Below are 19,228 nucleotides of genomic sequence, written 5' to 3' on the forward strand. Positions count from 1 at the left end.
ATTGCCCTGCCGATAGACAATTGCGCGCCGACACATTCCCTGCAAGACTATGACGCTTCGCCCAAGGGCGCGCAAAGGGGCAGGGCTGGAGGCACATTTTGAATTCGCGGCAAGATGGCGGCAGCAGCAGGCTGGACGAGGCAGCGCGCGCCGGCTGGCTTTACTATGTTGCCGGCAACACCCAGGACCAGATCGCCGCCACGCTCGGCATTTCCCGGCAGACGGCGCAGCGGCTGGTGTCGCTGGCGGTGTCGGAGGGGCTGATCAAGGTGCGGGTCGACCACCCGATCGCCAATTGCCTCGACCTTGCCGCAAGGCTGAAGTCGCGCTTCGCGCTCGACCTGGTCGAAGTGGTGCCGAGCGATCCGACCTCATCCTCGACCACGATCGGCATTGCTGAGGCGGCCGCGGCCGAGATCGAGCGGCGGCTGCGGTCACCGACGCCCATCGTCTTGGCCATCGGCACCGGCCGCACGCTGAAGGCGGCGATCGAGCAATTGCCGCCGATGGAATGCTCGCAGCACAAGGTTGTGTCCTTGACCGGCAACATCTCGCCCGACGGTTCGGCCGCCTTCTACAACGTCATCTTCACCATGGCCGACCGGGTCAAGGCGCGCTCGTTCCCGATGCCGCTGCCGGTCATCGCCTCGTCGCCGGAAGAGCGCGAGATGCTGCTTGCCCAGCCGATGATCCAACCGACGCTGGCGCTGGCCGCGGAAGCCGACGTCACCTTTGTCGGCATCGGCGATCTCGGCCCGAAGGCGCCGCTCTACGAGGACGGTTTTATCTCGGAAAGCGAGCTGAAGGCTTTGCAAAAGGCTGGCGGCGTCGCCGAGATCGTCGGCTGGGTGTTCGATCGGGAAGGCCGCATGATCGAGGGCATCACCAACGACCGGGTATCGTCGGCAGCCTTGCCGTCACGCGAAAAGTCGCTGGTCATTGCGCTCGCCATGGGCGAGCGCAAATTGCCGGGCATCCTGGCCGCTGTGAACCGCCGGCTGGTCAATGGCCTCATCACCGACGAGCGGACCGCCACGGCCTTGCTCGACGATTCCTGATAGATTAAGCGGCCCATCGATAAAATCCAACACGTTTATTTGCAGCGCCCGGACGGGTCGTTGCCGTCGAGAAAACCCATGTCGCGCTGCAGATGCGGCGACAACTCCCGGACGTCGACGTAGCCGCGCCGGCGGTGCACAAGCACGGAAAATTCATGCACCAGCAGGGAAAACCAGCTCTGCGCCGGGGTCGAATGGAGCTTTTGCTGTACCGTGGTCATGATCTTCAGCCTCCGCTATGCTTGAACTTGATTGATCGTTGACATCAGATATCGGCCTGATTGCCTCTTGCCGCCAATCAAACGTCGATCACGACCCATAAGGAGGGCTTATGCCCGATCTCAAGGCACCACAGCTCGCCCAGTTGCCGCCGCTACAGGCCATCAGGGTGTTCGAAGCCGTCGCGCGGCATCTCTCCTTCACCAAGGCCGCGCAGGAACTCGGCATGACGCAGGCCGCCGCCAGCTACCAGATCAAGCTTCTGGAAGAGCGCATCGGTTCGCCGCTGTTCCTGCGCCAGCCGCGCCAGATTGTGCTGACGGAACCCGGCCAGCGCCTGGCGCCCGCCGTCAGCGAGGCGTTCAGCCTGCTCTCAAGCGCCTATTCCGCCGCGCGTGGGGGCGCCGATGGTGTGCTGTGCGTCTCGACGCTGCTGACCTTTGCCTCGAACTGGCTGGCGCAGCACCTCGGCTCCTTCCAGGTCGCGCATCCGTCGCTGGCGGTGCGCGTCGATACCTCGAACAGGGTGATCGATTTTGCCCGCGAGGACATGGACATCGCTATCCGCTCCGGCAGCGGCAAGTGGCCTGGAGTGGAGACCCATCTTTTGTTCAAGGCCGATTTCACCCCGGTGCTGAGCCCGGCACTCGCTGCCACCATAGGTGGCGTCCACGAACCCGCCGACCTGTTCAAGCTGCCCATTCTCGATCCCGGCGACATCTGGTGGCGGGAATGGTTCGCCCTTGCCGGCGTCCCGGCGGACGAACTTGCCAGGCGCACCGGCACCAGCATGGGCGCGCAGGCCTATGAGGCGAACGCGGCCATCGCCGGCCATGGTGTGGCGATCCTGACCACCGCATTGTTCAAGACCGAGCTCGCCGCCGGCCGCCTGATCCAGCCCTTCGACCTGGTCGGCGACGACGGCCACGCCTATTGGCTGGTCTACCCGACGGCGCGTCGCAACGTGCCGAAGATAAAAGCCTTCCGGGACTGGATCCTGGCCGAGATCGCCTGCGCCTGAGGGCGAGCGATTCGCGGATTGATTTCCGAGATGCAAAGCGAGCCATGGATCCGCGACGAATGCTCGCTTTCGCGGACAAACAGCTGCGATCGGGCCACCCGGTTAACCAAGCTTGACAAAAACGCTGTCGATATCACTCGCCCGGCATAGGCTTGTGCTTGTGACGACCCAATTGAGCAGGATCAATCGTCTGCAGATTGAAACAGGGTCGATCAGCCGGCTGATGAAAGTCTATCGCGTCGAAGAAATTGAAAACAACACCGTGCGCACGACGCAGGTGATCGAAGCATTTACGCCGTTTCAAGCTGCCGTGAAGGCAATCGGCCGGGAAGTTAGGCTGCGCAAGGACGAGCCCAGCTGGATCCAGGTGACGGAAGTGCTGACCAGAGCCAAGCAAACACGCGACGGCAGGGTTTTCGAATATTCCGTGGGAAGCTACCCGTCCCACGGCTGATGGACTCGGCCCTATCGCTCCCCTGGCGCGACGATTGGGTTGCGATGGGTCGGCATCAACGCGCTCTCACATCCCCTGCAAACAGCTTCCCAAATCCGTTCAATATCCTCTACGCGCGCAACGCGGCGCTCCGCCTTGCGTGCTGCGCTGCAGCATCGAATCTGGCTTGACATAATTTATGCCAAGTGAGTAATTGCCCATTACCAAGGCAAATGCTCATCTTGGTTCATGGGAGGAATTTGATGAAACTGCGCACGCTCACCCTGGGCTTGTTGTCGGCCAGCGCCTTCGCTTTCGCCGCGCATGCCGAATCCATCACCATCGCCACCGTCAACAATGGCGACATGGTCCGCATGCAGAAGCTGACCGACGACTTCACCAAGGCTAACCCCGACGTCACGCTCAACTGGGTCACGCTCGAAGAGAACGTGCTGCGCGAGCGCGTCACCACCGACATTGCCACCAAGGGCGGCCAGTATGACGTTATGACCATCGGCACCTACGAGGTTCCGATCTGGGCCAAGCAGAACTGGCTGTTGCCGCTCGACAAGCTCGGCGACGACTATGACGCCAAGGACATCATCCCGGCCATCGCCGGCGGCCTGTCGGTCGACGGCAAGCTCTATGCCGCGCCCTTCTACGGCGAAAGCTCCTTCGTCATGTACCGCAAGGACTTGATCGAGAAGGCCGGGCTGAAGATGCCCGACGCCCCGACCTGGGACTTCATCAAGCAGGCCGCCGACAAGATGACCGACCGCGCCAATGGCGTGAACGGCGTTTGCCTGCGCGGCAAGGCCGGCTGGGGCGAGAACATGGCCTTCCTCACCGCCATGTCGAACTCCTTCGGCGCCCGCTGGTTCGACGAGAACTGGAAGCCGCAATTCGACCAGCCGGAATGGAAGAACACGCTGCAGTTCTATGTCGACCTGATGAAGGCCGACGGTCCCGAGGGCGCCTCGTCCAACGGCTTCAACGAAAACCTGGCGCTGTTCCAGCAGGGCAAGTGCGGCATGTGGATCGACGCCACCGTCGCCGCCTCCTTCGTCTCCGACCCGAAGAACTCGACCGTCGCGGACAAGGTCGGCTACGCACTGGCCCCCGACAATGGTCTGGGCAAGCGCGGCAACTGGCTGTGGGCCTGGTCGCTGGCCATCCCGGCCGGCACGCAGAAGGGAGACGCCGCACAGAAGTTCGTCTCCTGGGCGACCAGCAAGCACTACGCAGAACTGGTTGCTTCGAAGGAAGGCTGGGCCAACGTTCCTCCGGGCACGCGCTCCTCGCTCTACGCCAATGCCGAGTATCAGAAGGCGGCTCCGTTCGCCAAGATGACGCTGGACTCGATCAATGCCGCCGACCCGACGCATCCGACCGTCAAGCCGGTGCCCTATGTCGGTGTGCAGTTCGTCGCCATTCCTGAGTTCCAGGGCCTCGGCACAACCGTTGGCCAGCTGTTCTCGGCGGCGCTCGCCGGCCAGACCAGCGTAGACGACGCGCTCAAGCAGGCGCAGGACGCCGCCACCGCGACCATGACCGAAGGCGGTTATATCAAGTAAGGCTCCTCCCGGTGCCGAACGCCGGTCGCCTCCTGACCGGCGATGGCCGCCCGAGTCCCAGTTCGGGCGGCCGCTTTTTCCCCGCTGTGAAAATTCAGTCCGACTAGTGAAGGGTGACCGTCATGGCTACTCAGCAGACCCGTTCGCTTGCCCGCTTCATGATGGCGCCGTCCGTCGTGTTGCTGTTCGTCTGGATGATCGTGCCGCTGGTCATCACCTTCTGGTTCTCCTTCCAGCAATACAATCCGCTGAACCCGATCCGCGACGGCTTCGTCTGGTTCTCGAACTACTCGCTGTTCTATTCCAACCCGGCATTCCTGCAATCGATCCTGAACACGCTCGTCCTGGTCGGCAGCGTGCTGCTGATCACCGTGATCGGCGGCATCATGCTGGCGCTGTTGATCGATCAGCCGATGTGGGGACAGGGGATCGTCCGCATCCTCGTCATCTCTCCGTTCTTCGTCATGCCGCCGGTGGCTGCACTTGTCTGGAAGAACATGATCATGCACCCGCAATACGGCGTCTTTGCCGACATTGCGCGCTTCTTCGGGGCTCAACCGATCGACTGGTTCGGGCAGCATCCGATGCTGGCCATCATCATCATCGTCGCCTGGCAATGGCTTCCCTTCGCCACGCTGATCCTGCTGACCGCATTGCAGTCGCTCGACGGCGAGCAGAAGGAAGCCGCCGAGATGGACGGCGCCGGCTTCGTCAGCCGCTTCATCTATCTGACGCTGCCGCACATGTCGCGCGCCATCACCGTCGTCATCCTGATCCAGACCATCTTCCTGCTGTCGGTCTATGCCGAGATCCTGGTCACCACCAATGGCGGACCCGGCTATGCCTCCACCAACCTGCCCTTCCTCGTCTACCAGAAGGCATTGCTGGAGTTCAAAATCGGCCAGGCATCGGCCGGCGGTGTCATCGCCGTCATTCTCGCCAACATCGTCGCCTACTTCGCCATGCGCGCGGTGGGCAAGAACCTGGACAAGTAAGGGAGGATACGATGGCACGTGCAGTCACCACCCAACACAAGGTCATTGCGACAGGCGCCGCCTGGATCGTCGCGCTGCTGATCTTCTTCCCGATCCTCTACACGATCATCACCTCGTTCAAGTCGGAGCAGGAGGCCATCCAGGGCTTCGCGCTGATCCCGTCGGGGACGTTCGAGAGCTATACCGAGGTCCAGGCGCAGAGCGGCTACTTCAAGTTCTTCTTCAACTCGGTGCTGCTCTCGGTCGGCTCGACCATCCTGGCCCTGATCGTCGCGGTTCCGGCCGCCTGGTCGATGGCCTTCTCGCCGGGCAAGTGGACCAAGGACATCCTGATGTGGATGCTCTCGACCAAGATGATGCCGGCGGTTGCCGTGCTGTTCCCGATCTACCTCATCTTCCGCGATGCCGGACTCCTCGACAGCCGCATCGGCCTGATGATCATGCTGATGCTGATCAACCTGCCGATCGTGATCTGGATGCTCTACACCTACTTCCGCGAAATCCCCGGCGAAATCCTGGAGGCGGCACGCATGGACGGCGCCACCCTGTGGGGCGAGATCGTCTATGTGCTGACCCCCATGGCCGTGCCGGGCATCGCATCGACCATGCTGCTCAACATCATCCTGGCGTGGAACGAAGCGTTCTGGACCATCCGCCTGACCACCACCGAGGCGGCGCCGCTGACGGCCTTCATCAGTTCGTTCTCAAGCCCGCAAGGCCTGTTCTGGGCCAAGCTTTCGGCGGCCTCGACGCTGGCCATCGCCCCCATCCTGATCATGGGCTGGTTCAGCCAGAAGCAGCTGGTGCGCGGCCTGACATTCGGCGCGGTAAAATAACGGACGTTGCCTGAAGCAATCCGGCCAAATAACCCCTCGGGGAGGAAACCATGGGAAACATCACGCTCAAGAACGTCTCCAAGCATTTCGGATCGACGGTCATCATTCCAGGCCTCGACCTGGTCATCGAGAATGGCGAGTTCGTTGTCTTCGTCGGGCCGTCGGGTTGCGGCAAGTCCACGTTGCTGCGCCTCATCGCCGGGCTCGAGGACACCAGCGGGGGCACCATCAACATCGATGACCGTGACGTCACCGGCGAGGCGCCGGCCAAGCGCAAGCTGGCCATGGTATTCCAGTCTTATGCGCTCTATCCGCATATGACGGTGGCCAAGAACATCGGCTTCCCGCTGAAGATGGCGGGCGAGGATGTGGCGACGATCGACAAGAAGGTGAAGGACGCAGCCCGGGTCCTCAACCTCACCAACTATCTCGAACGCCGGCCCGGCCAGCTCTCCGGCGGCCAGCGGCAACGCGTCGCCATCGGCCGCGCCATCGTGCGCCAGCCCTCGGCATTCCTATTCGACGAGCCGCTGTCCAACCTCGATGCCGCACTGCGCGGCACCATGCGGCTCGAAATCAGCGAGCTGCACCATCAGCTCAAGACGACGATGGTCTACGTCACCCACGACCAGATCGAAGCCATGACCATGGCCGACAAAATCGTCGTGCTCAACGCCGGCAACATCGAACAGGTCGGCTCGCCGATGGAACTCTACAAGTCGCCGAAGAACCTGTTCGTGGCGGGCTTCATCGGTTCGCCGAAAATGAACCTGATCGAAGGTGCGCCGGCGGCCAAATACAACGCCAAGACCATCGGCATTCGTCCTGAGCATATGGGGATATCGACCACCGCGGGTGACTGGAAAGCCCTTGTCGGCGTCGCCGAGCATCTGGGCTCCGACACCTTCCTGCATGTCCAGGCCGACGGCGTCGGTCCGCTGACGGTACGCGCCGATGGCGAACTGGCCGTACGCCACGGCGACACCATCTATTTGACGCCGGACAAGGTCCGCATGCATCGCTTCGGCCCCGACGGAAAGGCGCTGACGCAGTGAGACTGAAAGGCAAATCGGCGCTGATCACCGGATCCGCGCGCGGCATCGGCAGGGCTTTTGCCGAAGCCTATACGCGCGAGGGTGCCACGGTGGCCATTGCCGACATCAATCTGGCGGCTGCCGAAAACACGGCCGCCGAGATTGGCGCCAACGCCTATCCGGTCAGGCTCGACGTCAGCGACCTTGCTTCGATCCAGGCGTCGGTCAAGGCGGTCGAAACAAAGACCGGCGGCCTCGACATACTGATCAACAATGCTGCCTTGTTCGACCTGGCGCCGATCGTCGAGATCACCGAAGCGAGCTATGACAAATTGTTCTCCGTCAACGTCGCCGGCACTTTGTTCATGCTGCAGGCAGCGGCGCGTTCGATGATCGCAAGGGGCAAGGGCGGCAAGATCATCAACATCGCCAGCCAGGCAGGACGGCGCGGCGAGCCGCTGGTCGCCGTCTATTGCGCCACCAAGGCCGCGGTGATTTCGCTGACCCAGTCCGCCGGGCTCGACCTGATCAAGCACCGCATCAACGTCAATGGCATCGCGCCCGGCGTCGTCGACAGCGATATGTGGGATGAGGTCGATGCGCTGTTTGCCAAATATGAGAACCGGCCGAAGGGCGAGAAGAAGCGGCTGGTCGGCGAGGGCGTGCCCTATGGCCGCATGGGCAAGCCGGAGGACCTGACCGGCATGGCGGTCTTCCTGGCCAGCGACGACGCCGAATACATCGTCGCCCAGACCTACAATGTCGATGGCGGCCAATGGATGAGTTGATGGGCCGGGATCACGAAGGCCGCAGCCCGGCCAAAAGGGTAGAAAAATGACCGTGAAACTCTCCTCCTCGATCCTCTCGGAACTCCCCGCCAAGGTCGCCGGTCCCAGATATGATCGCTCCAGGCTCAAACCCGGTATCGTCCATTTCGGCGTCGGCAATTTCCATCGGTCGCATCAGGCGGTCTACCTCGACGATCTCTTCAATGCAGGCATCGGCCATGACTGGGCGCTGGTCGGCGCCGGGGTCTTCGAGGGCGAAAAAATCGGTCGTTCCAAGCTGCAGGAGCAGGACTGGCTGACCACCGTGGTCGAGCAGGATTCCGACCATATGAGCGCCCGCGTCACCGGCGTCATGATCGATTTCCTGACGCCCGGCGATGCGGATGCGATCATCGACCAGCTCGCCGATCCGGCGATCAAGATCGTCTCGCTGACCATCACCGAAGGCGGGTATTTCATCGATCCGGCCTCGGGAAAGTTCAACCCGACCCATCCTGATATCGTTGCCGACGCGCAGGCAGGTACGACGCCGAAGACGGTGTTCGGCCTCATCCTGGCCGGGCTGATGCGCCGCCGGGCCGACGGCATCGTGCCGTTCACCGTCATGTCCTGCGACAACATCCCTCACAATGGCCATGTCACCTCGGATGGCGTCATCGGCCTCGCCCGGCTGATCGACGAGGATCTGGCAAACTGGGTCAGCGACAATGTCGCCTTTCCCAACGGCATGGTCGACCGCATCACCCCCGCCACCTCCGACCGCGAGCGCGGCATTCTCGCCACCGAGTTCGGCCTCGAGGACAACTGGCCGGTGTTCTGCGAGCCGTTCAAGCAATGGGTGCTGGAAGACCGTTTCACCGGCGGCCGCCCGCCGCTGGAAAAGGTCGGTGTGCAATTCGTGAGGGATGTCGCGCCCTATGAGCTGATGAAGATCCGCATCCTCAATGGCGGTCATGCCACGATCGCTTATCCCGCAGGGTTGATGGACATCCATTTCGTCCATGAGGCGATGCAGGAGCCGCTGGTGCGCGGCTTCCTCGCCAAGCTCGAGCATGACGAGATCATCCCGACCGTGCCGCCGGTGCCGGACACCGTGCTGGAGGATTATTACCAGCTCATCGAGCACCGCTTTTCCAACCCGAAGATCGGCGACACCATCCGCCGGCTTTGCCTCGACGGTTCCAACCGGCAGCCGAAATTCATCATCCCGACCATCGCCGACCGGCTGAAAGCCGGGAAGAGCGTTGCGGGTCTCGCGCTGGAATCGGCGCTGTGGTGCCGCTATTGCTTCGGCACCACCGACAGCGGCGCCGACATCGAAGCCAACGATCCCAGCTGGGACCGGCTGCAGGCAACCGCCAAGGCGGCGAAGGATGCGCCCGGCGCCTGGCTTGCGATGGAGGACATCTATGGCGATGTCGGCCGCTCGGCGGCGTTCGCCGAGGCCTTTGCCCATGCGCTCAACGTCTTGTGGGCGAATGGCACGCGCGCGACGCTGACGCGCTACATCTCCGGCAAGCTCTGACGCCAGCCGCAATGACGCCCGAACTGGTCATCTTCGACTGTGACGGCGTGCTGGTCGACAGCGAGGCGCTGTCGGTTTCGGCTCTGCTCGGCATGATCTCTGCCGCCGGGGGCTCGGTCAGCGAGGATGCGGCCTACGAGCATTTCCTCGGCAAGAGCATGAAGAGCGTGCGCGAGATACTTCTTCGCGATTTCACCATCGACATCACCGACGTGCACCTGACCGATATGCGCGTCGAGCTGATGCGCAAATTCCGCGAGGAGCTGAAGCCGATTCCCGGCATCAGCGACATCCTGCCGAGGCTGGGCGTGCCCTGCTGCGTCGCTTCCTCCGGCACGCTCGACCGCATTCGCTATGCGCTCGACGTTACCGGCCTGCTCGGCCTGCTCGAGCCCCATCTGTTCAGCGCTGCCATGGTCGCGCGCGGCAAGCCGGCGCCGGATCTTTTTCTCCATGCCGCCGCTGCTATGCGCGCGCATCCCGGTAATTGCATCGTAATCGAGGACAGCCCTGCCGGCATCGCGGCGGCGCGTGCGGCCGGTATGCGCGTCTTTGCTTTCACCGGCGGTTCGCACGCCGGCAACCCGGCCTTGAAAGCGCGGCTTGCGTCGAGTGAACCGGACTTTATATTCGCGGACATGCTGCAATTGCCCGATCTGATTGCAGGCTAGAGCATGATGCCGAAAAGTGTGAAGCGGTTTTCGGACGACATCATGCTCTACTTCTTTGATTTAGAGACGGATTCAGATTTCAGGTCGAACAGACCTGAAATCATCCGGCTCTAGGGAGCGAGAGTAAAAGCATCTTGACGAAAAGCTTCGTTTGCGCGGTCGATGTCGGCACCGGGAGCGCCCGCGCGGGCATTCTCGACACGTCAGGCACCTTGCTCGGCCGCGCCGAGCATCCGATCGTCATGAACCAGCCGCAGGCCGATCACGCCGAGCACAATTCGCAGGATATCTGGTCGGCTGTGTGCATCGCGGTGCGTGCCGCGCGCGAAAAGGCCGGTGTGTCAGCCGACGATATTGTCGGCATGTCGTTCGACGCCACCTGCTCGCTGGTGGTGCTGGACAGGAATGCCGGCCAGCTCAGCGTCTCGGTGACGGGCGAACGGCGCTGGGACACCATCGTCTGGCTCGACCATCGCGCCATCGCCGAGGCAGATGAATGCACCGATAGCGGCCACGCCGTACTCGACTATATCGGTGGCGTCATGTCGCCGGAAATGGCGACGCCGAAGCTGATGTGGCTGAAGCGCAATCTGCCGGGGACTTGGCATGAAGCCGGCTACCTATTCGACCTCACCGATTTCCTGACCTGGAAGGCGACCGGGTCGCTGGCGCGCTCGCAATGCACGCTGACCGCCAAATGGACCTATCTGGCGCATGAGGAAACCGGCTGGCGCCGTGACTTCTTCGACAGGGTCGGGCTTGGCGATCTGTTCGAACACGGCAGCCTGCCGGAGAAGGCAAGTGCTGTCGGCGCAGACATCGGCACGCTCACCCCTGAAGCGGCGGCGGAGTTGGGCTTGAGCGAAAACTGTCGGGTCGGCGCCGGCGTCATCGATGCCTATGCCGGCGCGCTTGGCGTGCTCGGCGGCTTTGCTGGCGACGAGCAGAATATCGGCCGCCATCTGGCATTGATCGCCGGCACCTCGTCCTGCGTCATGGCGATGTCGCCCGATCCGCAGCCTTTCGCCGGCGTCTGGGGTCCATACTATGGCGCCGCACTGCCAAAACTCTGGCTGTCGGAAGGCGGCCAGTCGGCGACCGGTGCGCTGCTCGACCATATCATCCGCTGGCACGGCGCCGGCGGCGAGCCGGACGCGGCCATGCATGCAAAAATCGCCAGGCGCGTCGCCGAACTGCGCAGCACCGAAGGTGACAAGCTGGCGGCAAGGCTGCATGTGCTGCCGGATTTCCATGGCAACCGCTCGCCGCTTGCCGATCCGCATGCGGTCGGTGTGGTCAGCGGGCTGACGCTGGATTCCTCCTTCGACAGTCTGTGCAAGCTGTATTGGCGCACCGCCGTCGGCATCGCGCTCGGCGTGCGCCATGTGCTGGAGGCGCTGAACGAGAACGGCTATCTCATAGACACGCTGCATGTCACCGGCGGCCACACCAAGAACCCGTTGCTGATGGAGCTCTATGCCGACGCCACCGGCTGCGCGGTGATCGAGCCGCTGGCCGACGAAGCCGTTCTGCTCGGCACCGGCATGGTCGCCGCCACCGCGGCCGGTCTGTTCCCGGACCTGAATGCCGCTTGCGTCGCCATGCAGCAAGGCGGCAGGGCGCGCACCTCGAACCCGGCCGCGTCAGGCCGCTTCGACCGCGACTACAAGATTTTCCTCGAAATGCACCGCCAGCGGCAGGAGCTCGACGCCATCAGCTAGAGCAATTCCAGGAAAAATGTGAAACGGTTTTCCGTCCGGAATTGCGTACCAAATCTAGGCCTCCTCTCGCCGGCGCAAGGATGCGCCGGTCGCCGCGTCGAACAGATGCACGCTCTCCTCCTCGAATGTGTAGCGCACAGGCGCGCGCAACCCCGGGCATTCGCGGGCCGATACCAATGCGCCGACCTCCTTGCCGCCGCAGGCGAACGTCACCAGCGCGTCATTGCCATGGAACTCGATGAGGTCGGCGGTGCCTTGCAGAAGATTGATGCTCTGAGCGCCGGCGGTCTTCAGGTCCGGCGGTCGGATTCCAAGCACGGCGCGCTGGACGCCGCGTAGATCGAAGCCCGAGCCTTCTATGGAGAAGCTCGAGCCGCCGCCTGTCAGCGTCCAGCGTTCGTCCTTCCGCCCGACGGCCACGTCGATGAAATTCATGTTCGGCGTACCGATGAAGCCGGCGACGAACAGATTGCCCGGCTGGCGATAGATCTCCGCAGGCGAGCCGATCTGTTCGATAACGCCATCCCTGAGCAGCACGATCCGGTCGGCCAGCGTCATCGCTTCCAACTGATCGTGGGTGACATAGACGGTGGTGGTCTTCAGCGACTGATGCAGCCGGGCGATCTCGACCCGCATGTGGTTGCGCAGCTTGGCATCTAGATTGGACAGCGGCTCGTCGAACAGGAACACTTTCGGCGTCTTGATCATGGCGCGCGCAATCGCCACGCGCTGCTGCTGGCCGCCGGAAAGTTCGGTCGGCTTGCGGGCGAGGTAAGGTTCGAGGCCGAGCGTCGTTGCCACCGCCTCGACCCGCTTCCGGATCTCGGCCGGGGGCACTTTCTGTCGCTTGAGCCCAAAGGCGATGTTGTCGAAGATCGTCATATGCGGGTAGAGCGCATAGTTCTGGAAAACCATGGCAATGCCGCGCTCGCCGGGCTCGAGATCGTTGACCACTTTGCCGCCGATCGACACTTCCCCGCCGCTGATATCCTCCAGTCCGGCCAGCATCCTGAGCAAGGTCGACTTGCCGCAGCCGGACGGGCCGAGGAATACGACGAATTCGTGCTCCTCGATCGAGAGATTGAGGTCGCGGATGACGGTGGTGGCGCCGTAAGCCTTGTCGACATGGGAGCAAACGATCGCGGACATGGTCAGCCCTTCTCGCCGGTAAGAAGGATTTGCAGCTTGACGTCTTGCGGCTTGCCTTGCGCCGCCCGCTCGAAGGCCTCGATGCTGTCCGAGAAATCATAAGTGCCGGTGATCAGCGGCTTGAGGTCGACCTTCCCCGAGGCGATCAGCTGCAGCGCGCGGTCGAAGATGTTGGCGTAACGGAACACCGTCTCGATGCGCACTTCCTTGGAGATCGCCGCCGGAACGTTGAGGCTGACCGGTTCGACCGGCAGTCCGACCAGCACCACCGCGCCGCCCGGCCGCACGACATCGAACAGGTCGGCGAATGCCTTCGGGCTGCCGCTCGCCTCGAACACGATATCCGCGCCCCAATTGTCGGTCGCGGCGGAGACTGCGTCGACCAGCGATTGCTCACCTATATTGACCGGCACGATGCCGGGATATTGCGCGGCAATCTTGAGCTTGGGTGCGGAAAAATCGGAGATCAGCACCTTCGAGCAGCCGCCGGCCAGCGCCGCCAGCGCGATCATGATGCCGATCGGGCCGCAGCCGACGACGACGGCGACGTCGCCAGGCACGATGCGGGCGCGGCTCGCCGCCTGCATGCCGATAGCAAAGGGTTCGACCATCGCGCCTTCGGCGAAGGTGACATTGTCCGGCAGTCTGTAGGTGAAGGCGGCCGGGTGCACGGCATAGGGCGCCAGCACGCCATGCACCGGCGGTGTCGCCCAGAAGCTGACATCGGGATCGACATTATAGATGCCGAGCCTCGTCGCGCGCGACGACAGGTTCGGCACGCCCGGCTCCATGCAGACGCGGTCGCCGACCTTCAGCGTGCCGACATTGGCGCCGATCTCAACGATCGTTCCCGCGGCTTCGTGGCCGAGCACCATCGGGGCCCGCACGACATAGCTGCCGATCGCGCCATGGGTGTAATAGTGCACGTCGCTGCCGCAGACGCCGACCGTGTGGATGGCGATCTTGACATCGCCCGGTCCGACGTCGAGCGGCAGCGCGATCTCGCGCAGCGACAGTTCGCCTTTTTTCTCAAGCACCAGTGCCCGCATAGGTAAGTCCTCGCATCAAGTCTTTTTTTGCCGGAAAACGGAATTCAGGAAGCCGCTGAGCACGCCGAGGAACAGCAGCGGCGGTAGCGACAACAGCACGACCGAGGCGTTGAGGATTCCCCACGGCACGTTCATGCCTTGCTGTGAAAGTTCGGAAGCGACGATCGGCAATGTCTTGGCGTTGGAACTGGACAGCATCAGCGCGATCAGGAATTCGTTCCACACCAGCACGAAGCTGAAGGCGACGGCGCCGATCAGCGAGCGCGCCGCTACCGGCAGCGCAATGCGCCAGAACACCGAGTAAGCGCCGTAGCCGTCGACGAAAGCGGCTTCCTCGATTTCCTTCGGCACGGCCTGGAAGGCGGGAATGGCGAGCCACATGATCACCGAGATGGTGAGCAGCGAATAGGTGACGATCAGCGCCGGCAAGGTGTCGTAGAGCCCGATCTGCAGCCAGATCACCATCAGCGGAATGGCGACTGCCACCGGGGGCAGGAAGCGCAGCGACAACACGAAGAACTGGATGTCGCCAGCGAAGCGATTGGGATAGCGCGCCACCGCATAGGCTGCCGGAAGGCCGAGCATGACGCCGATCAGCACGGCGACGCCGCAGGAAATGACCGAGTTATAGAGACCAGTCATGACGCTGTCGCGGCCGATGATGTAGCTGATATTGTCGAAGGTCGGGGTAAACACCAGGCGCGGCACGCGGGTGATGATGTCGACATTGTTCTTCAGCGAATTGACCGCCGTCCAGGCGAGCGGAAACACCGCCATGAAGCCGGCGAAGGCCAGGATGATCTTGCCGATGAGGCGGCCCGGTCTCATGCGATACGGCCTCATGCCTGCACCCGCTTCCACAGCATGGTGAAGGTGATGACAGTCGCGATCATCATCAGCACCGCCATGGCCGAGGCATAGGACACCTTGCCGGATTCGATGAAGCCTTGCGAGAAGGCGTACATGTCGAGCGTCTCGGTCGCCACGCCCGGCCCGCCGCGCGTCATCACATAAATCAGGTCGAAGGAGCGCAGCGATTCGATCATCTTGACGAACATCAGGCTGATCAGCGGCGCCTTCAGCATAGGCAAGGTCACATAGGCATGGATCTGCCAGCGTTTGGCGTGGTCGAGCCGCGCCGCTTCGATCGGCTGCGGCGGCAAGGTCTCCAGAAGCTTCAGCACGATGACCGCGAAGAACAGTCCCCACTGCCAGACATCGACCGAGGCGACGGCAAACAGGGCCGTCGACGGCTTCGACAGCGGGTCGAAGATCAGCCCGCCGGTGATCAGCCTGTAGGGATAGGTGGCGATGCCGTAGAGCGGATGATAGGCAAACTTCCACACGAAGGCCGCCGAGACACGCGGCAACAGCACCGGGATGATGAACAGCAGGCAGTAGATGTTGCGCAGCCGCGGCGACGCTACTTCGAACATCAGCACGCCGAGCCCGATCGCCACCATCATCGTCGCCACCACGGTGACGATTTCCCACTTCACCGAAACCCAGACCGCGTTGAGGAAACGCCGGTCGGCGAACAGGTCGATGAAGTTCGACAGCCAGACCCAGGAATAGTCCGACGAGCTCAGCTCGCGGTTCTGCAGCGCAATGACGATGGCGTACAGCGTCGGCACCATCGACAGCACCAGAAGAATGGCGAGCGTCGGAACCAGAAACGTCACGGGCAGGGAAGAGCGTCGGCGCATTGCCTATCCTCGGGCTGTGCCTTTTTGGAGAGACCCGCGGCGCACAGGTCCCGGCATCCGGTCGAATGCCGTGGACCGCGCGCCGCGGGCGGGAGGATTACTTCTTCTTCACCAGCTCGTTGGCGTAGGCCTCGAGTTCGTCGAGGCCGCCCTTGACGTCGGTGCGCGTGCCGGTGACCAGCTCTTCCAGGATGATGCCCCAGCGGTCGCCGAGATCCGGCCAGCGCGGATCCTGCCAGAAGTTCACCGCCGTCACCTTGCCGGTATCGGCAAGCGCCTGGCCGAGATCGGCGCCATAGATGTCGGCGAACTCCTTGCTGGACAGCACGCTGGTGCGGTTGAGCTCGCCGAATTGGTGCGCGTCGAGCCGGCGCTTCTCGTTCTCCTTCGACGTCGCCCAGGCGATGAACAGGCCGGCGCATTGCTTCGCGGCGTCATCGGCATTGGCCTTGGCGGCGATGGCGAGGCCGTGGCCGTAGCCGCCGCCGGTCAGTGGCGAGGGCGGCGGCAGGAAGCCGATCTTGCCGACCACTTGCGAGGTCTTCGGGTCGACCGCCATGCCCGACAGCGGCGTCGATTCGACCAAGATGGCAACCTGGCCCGACAGGAAGGCGCCGGTCGATTCATCCCAGCTGCCGGTCTGCGTGCCGGGCGCTGAATCCTTGAACAGTTTAAGATAGGTCACGGTCGCTTTGACCGCGGCCTCGGAGTTGAAAGCCGGCTTGTCACCGTCGAACCATTTTCCGCCATAGGCCTTGAAGAACGGCATCCAGCGCCAGACATTGGCGCCCGAGCCACGCGCGCCGCGCAGCGCGATGCCGTACATGCCCTTGTCGGGATCTGTCAGCTTCGGCACGTCGGCGATCAACTCGTCCAGCGTCTTCGGCGGCTGGATGCCGGCGGCTTCCAGAATGTCCTTGCGGTAGACCATCAGGTCGCCGCCGCCGGTCAGCGGCGCGAACCACACCTTGCCGTCATAGGTGGCGACCTTCTGCCGGCCCGGGTCGAAATCGGCGTAGTCGTAGTCAGCCGGGTAATAGTCGGTGAGCGGCACGATCCATTTCGACGAGGCGAACAGCGCCACATTGGCTTCGTCGACATAGTAGACGTTGTAGTTGCCCACCGTGGACGCATCGGCGCGCGATTTTGCCCGGCGGTCGTTCTCGTTGAGATAGTCGATCTGGAAGCTGGCGCCGGCCAGTTTCTGGAACTCCTCCTTGGACGCCTCCAGCAGCGTCAGCCCGTCACGCGGTTGCGCCAGCACCTTGACCGGCGCCGAGCAGACCGGCGCCGCCAGCGCCATGGTCGAGAGGGTCGTGGTAAGCATGAAAGCTGCGCTTATGCTCGCAGCGAGCCGAATTGGTTTCATTGATTTTCTCCTCCAGGAACAGTCGCAGGAAGCGGAAGTCTTCGGTTGCGCGATCCTCGCCATCGCCCGAGCGACAAGCCACCCATCGCCAAAATGAGGAGTTGCTAAAGGCCGCGCTAGAAGCCCCGTTGCAGCAGACCTGTACTTTTATGCATTGTGCGCTGCAAAATCCGGCCCGCCTGCACGGCCTCTGTCACATGAGTACCGATGGAGTGAGGAAGGCCGGTTTTCAGGCGCGTATCGTCATCCGCTGCTTCGACAGCTTGCGGTAGGATGACGGCGTCATCCGGTGCTTGCGCAGGAAGGCGCGGTTGAAGTTGGAGATGTTCATGTAGCCGACCTGGAAGCAGATGTCGGTGATCGGAATGTCGGTGTCCGCCAGCAGCTTGCAGGCTTGCCAGAGCCGGAGCTTGGCGATGTGGTCGCTGAAACTGTTGCCGGTGTTTTTCTGGAAGAAGCGCGAAAACGTGCTTTCGCTCATCCCCGCCAGCTCCGCCGCCTCCGGCAGCTTCAGATCCTCGGCGAAATGCTGGAAGAGATAGGTCAGCGTGCGCTGGATGATGTCCAGCGAGGTTGCGTCGAGCGCGGGTGAGAAATCCGGCGAGGACAAAAGCTCGTATTCGTCTGTCCTGGCCAGCAGATCGACCAGTTCGAGGAAGAGGCAAAACCGGGCGAGCCCGTGCACGGTGCCCATCCTTTCCATCAGCGCAGCGCCGTCGAGCGCGGCGCGGCCATGGAAGACGATGCCGCGCAGCGATCGCTCCAGGAACGGTTCTAGTTCGCGCAGCTCCGGCAGCAGTCCCGCCGAGCCGCGCAGCCGCTGCGGATCGAATTGCAGCACGATGTCGCGTCCTTCGATCAGCTCGCCGGGTTGCACCGATGTCACCCAGTCATGCGGCAGCCCGCCGCCGACGATGCTCAGGTAGCCCGGCCCGAATTCGCCGATGTGATCGCCGACCAGCGCGACCCCGGAAGACTTCCTCAGGAGATGGATCTCGTATTCCGGATGAAAATTCCAGACATTGCGCTCCCAGGGATAGTCGTCGAGCCGCCACAGGAAACTGTCGCTCGCCTCGGTGACGATGTGCTCGAAAGCCGGCACCGTGCGAGGGATCGCGGCCGTGTTCTTTCTGCGCCTGAATGCCATCGTCTGCTCTCCGGGGCGTATGAGGAAGCGACTGGTTTCGGGTAATCCGTAGCAGTCTGTTGCCCGCAAGTGAACGATGTCTGCCTCAGCGATTTCAACGCCGGCTCTCGATGATCTCGATGAAGCGGGGGAACAGCCCGGCCTGGGATTTGATGCCGAGTTTGCGGTGGATGTTGCGGCGATGGACCTTCACCGTTCCCGGCACGATGCGCATGGCTCTTGCGATCGACTCGGTGGAATGCCCCTGCAGCACCAGATCGACGACATGCTTTTCGCGCGGGGTCAGCGACAGGCTTTCCCAAATGTGGGCGCGGTCGAACTCGTTGACGGCGGCGATCGTCTCGCCCTGCTCCGCTTCGTCCTGCTCCTCGGCCGAAAGTGTGGGCCAGCGCAACCGGGCGAAGTTGATGACCGCCGGCGCCATGTCGCGCAGCAGCCTGGCATGGGCGGTGCCGAAGGGCCCCGAAGCCTGCAATCGCATCAGCGACAGCACCAGCGCATCCTTGCCGGGCAGCGGCACAAAGAAGCCGACTTCTTCGGCGAGCCTTGTCTGGCTGTAATAGGTGCGAAAATACTCGCTGGCATAGAAGCGGTCGGGCGCCAGTTCGCGCATGCGCCAAAAACCCTCCTTACGCTCCACCGCCGCATGATGAAACGGGTCGAGCAGATAGGGTCCTTCTTGATAGAGCGTGACGAAGACATGGCTCTCGTCCGGCGAGAAGGTTTCGAACAGCAGCGGCGGTCGCGAGGCGCCGCGATAGCCGAAGATCACGCAGTGGTCGAAGCTGACATGCTGCCTCAGCCAATCGACCATTGCCTGGCCGAACAGGCCGCCGCTCGTCTCTCGTGTCGCCGCGACAAGGGCTGCGAGCCGGCTGTATTCGTCGCTGCGGGACACACTCAAACTATACCCCCTTAAACGAGAAAATAGAT

19 protein-coding genes are annotated in these 19,228 nt (G+C 62.8%); 11 read left to right on the forward strand and 8 right to left on the reverse strand.

Features of this window, described 5'->3' with window-relative positions:
- The first annotated feature begins 98 nt into the window (after positions 1-98).
- Positions 99-1,058 carry a sugar-binding transcriptional regulator gene (locus tag NKK52_RS26655; protein WP_023683595.1) on the forward strand — a complete coding sequence of 320 codons (960 nt, stop codon included), beginning with the start codon at positions 99-101 and terminating at the stop codon, positions 1,056-1,058.
- 35 nt (positions 1,059-1,093) lie between these two features.
- Here NKK52_RS26655 and NKK52_RS26660 read toward each other — a convergent pair whose 3' ends face one another.
- Positions 1,094-1,279 (reverse strand): hypothetical protein, encoded by a 186-nt coding sequence (locus tag NKK52_RS26660; RefSeq protein WP_023683594.1) that lies wholly within the window; start codon positions 1,277-1,279, stop codon positions 1,094-1,096.
- A gap of 110 nt (positions 1,280-1,389) precedes the next feature.
- Here NKK52_RS26660 and NKK52_RS26665 point away from each other — a divergent pair, with 110 nt between their 5' ends.
- The 10 genes from NKK52_RS26665 (at position 1,390) to NKK52_RS26710 (ending at position 11,875) form a co-directional block, all read left to right on the forward strand.
- Complete coding sequence (locus tag NKK52_RS26665) at positions 1,390-2,298, forward strand: LysR substrate-binding domain-containing protein (protein WP_023671245.1); 909 nt, start codon at positions 1,390-1,392, stop codon at positions 2,296-2,298.
- Positions 2,299-2,410: 112 nt separating this feature from the next.
- On the forward strand, positions 2,411-2,752 hold the full coding sequence (locus NKK52_RS26670) for a hypothetical protein (RefSeq protein ID WP_155923262.1): 342 nt from the start codon (positions 2,411-2,413) through the stop codon (positions 2,750-2,752).
- Between the two features lie 242 nt (positions 2,753-2,994).
- Complete coding sequence (locus NKK52_RS26675; protein ID WP_023671248.1) at positions 2,995-4,305, forward strand: ABC transporter substrate-binding protein; 1,311 nt, start codon at positions 2,995-2,997, stop codon at positions 4,303-4,305.
- Between the two features lie 122 nt (positions 4,306-4,427).
- Entirely contained in the window at positions 4,428-5,300 is an 873-nt protein-coding gene (locus NKK52_RS26680; protein WP_023683592.1) for a carbohydrate ABC transporter permease, read from the forward strand.
- A gap of 11 nt (positions 5,301-5,311) precedes the next feature.
- Positions 5,312-6,136 carry a carbohydrate ABC transporter permease gene (locus tag NKK52_RS26685; RefSeq protein WP_023671250.1) on the forward strand — a complete coding sequence of 275 codons (825 nt, stop codon included), beginning with the start codon at positions 5,312-5,314 and terminating at the stop codon, positions 6,134-6,136.
- Between the two features lie 50 nt (positions 6,137-6,186).
- Complete coding sequence (locus NKK52_RS26690) at positions 6,187-7,191, forward strand: ABC transporter ATP-binding protein (protein ID WP_023683591.1); 1,005 nt, start codon at positions 6,187-6,189, stop codon at positions 7,189-7,191.
- Entirely contained in the window at positions 7,188-7,958 is a 771-nt protein-coding gene (locus NKK52_RS26695; RefSeq protein WP_023683590.1) for an L-iditol 2-dehydrogenase, read from the forward strand. Before NKK52_RS26690 ends, NKK52_RS26695 begins: the two co-directional genes overlap by 4 nt.
- A gap of 46 nt (positions 7,959-8,004) precedes the next feature.
- Complete coding sequence (locus NKK52_RS26700) at positions 8,005-9,483, forward strand: mannitol dehydrogenase family protein (protein ID WP_023683589.1); 1,479 nt, start codon at positions 8,005-8,007, stop codon at positions 9,481-9,483.
- An 11-nt stretch (positions 9,484-9,494) separates the two neighbouring features.
- Positions 9,495-10,154, forward strand: a complete 660-nt coding sequence (locus NKK52_RS26705; protein ID WP_023683588.1) for an HAD family hydrolase — start codon at positions 9,495-9,497, stop codon at positions 10,152-10,154.
- Positions 10,155-10,288: 134 nt separating this feature from the next.
- Positions 10,289-11,875 (forward strand): FGGY-family carbohydrate kinase, encoded by a 1,587-nt coding sequence (locus NKK52_RS26710; RefSeq protein WP_023683586.1) that lies wholly within the window; start codon positions 10,289-10,291, stop codon positions 11,873-11,875.
- 54 nt (positions 11,876-11,929) lie between these two features.
- On the opposite strand, the gene NKK52_RS26715 is transcribed toward NKK52_RS26710, so the two are convergent.
- From NKK52_RS26715 to NKK52_RS26745, 7 genes are all read right to left on the reverse strand, one after another.
- Complete coding sequence (locus tag NKK52_RS26715) at positions 11,930-13,024, reverse strand: ABC transporter ATP-binding protein (protein ID WP_023683585.1); 1,095 nt, start codon at positions 13,022-13,024, stop codon at positions 11,930-11,932.
- Between the two features lie 2 nt (positions 13,025-13,026).
- A complete protein-coding gene (locus tag NKK52_RS26720; RefSeq protein ID WP_023683584.1) occupies positions 13,027-14,073 on the reverse strand; it encodes an NAD(P)-dependent alcohol dehydrogenase in 1,047 nt (348 codons plus the stop codon).
- Between the two features lie 15 nt (positions 14,074-14,088).
- Complete coding sequence (locus tag NKK52_RS26725; protein ID WP_023671259.1) at positions 14,089-14,901, reverse strand: carbohydrate ABC transporter permease; 813 nt, start codon at positions 14,899-14,901, stop codon at positions 14,089-14,091.
- A gap of 11 nt (positions 14,902-14,912) precedes the next feature.
- Complete coding sequence (locus tag NKK52_RS26730; protein ID WP_023683583.1) at positions 14,913-15,779, reverse strand: carbohydrate ABC transporter permease; 867 nt, start codon at positions 15,777-15,779, stop codon at positions 14,913-14,915.
- 97 nt (positions 15,780-15,876) lie between these two features.
- Complete coding sequence (locus NKK52_RS26735) at positions 15,877-17,148, reverse strand: ABC transporter substrate-binding protein (protein ID WP_023683582.1); 1,272 nt, start codon at positions 17,146-17,148, stop codon at positions 15,877-15,879.
- Positions 17,149-17,377: 229 nt separating this feature from the next.
- The gene (locus NKK52_RS26740) at positions 17,378-18,295 is read right to left on the reverse strand and encodes an AraC family transcriptional regulator (RefSeq protein ID WP_023683581.1); all 918 of its coding nucleotides are present in this window, start codon (positions 18,293-18,295) and stop codon (positions 17,378-17,380) included.
- A 94-nt stretch (positions 18,296-18,389) separates the two neighbouring features.
- Entirely contained in the window at positions 18,390-19,193 is an 804-nt protein-coding gene (locus NKK52_RS26745; RefSeq protein WP_084633980.1) for a helix-turn-helix transcriptional regulator, read from the reverse strand.
- Positions 19,194-19,228: the final 35 nt, after the last annotated feature.

The organism is Mesorhizobium sp. C277A (assembly GCF_040324395.1).
Lineage (GTDB): Bacteria > Pseudomonadota > Alphaproteobacteria > Rhizobiales > Rhizobiaceae > Mesorhizobium.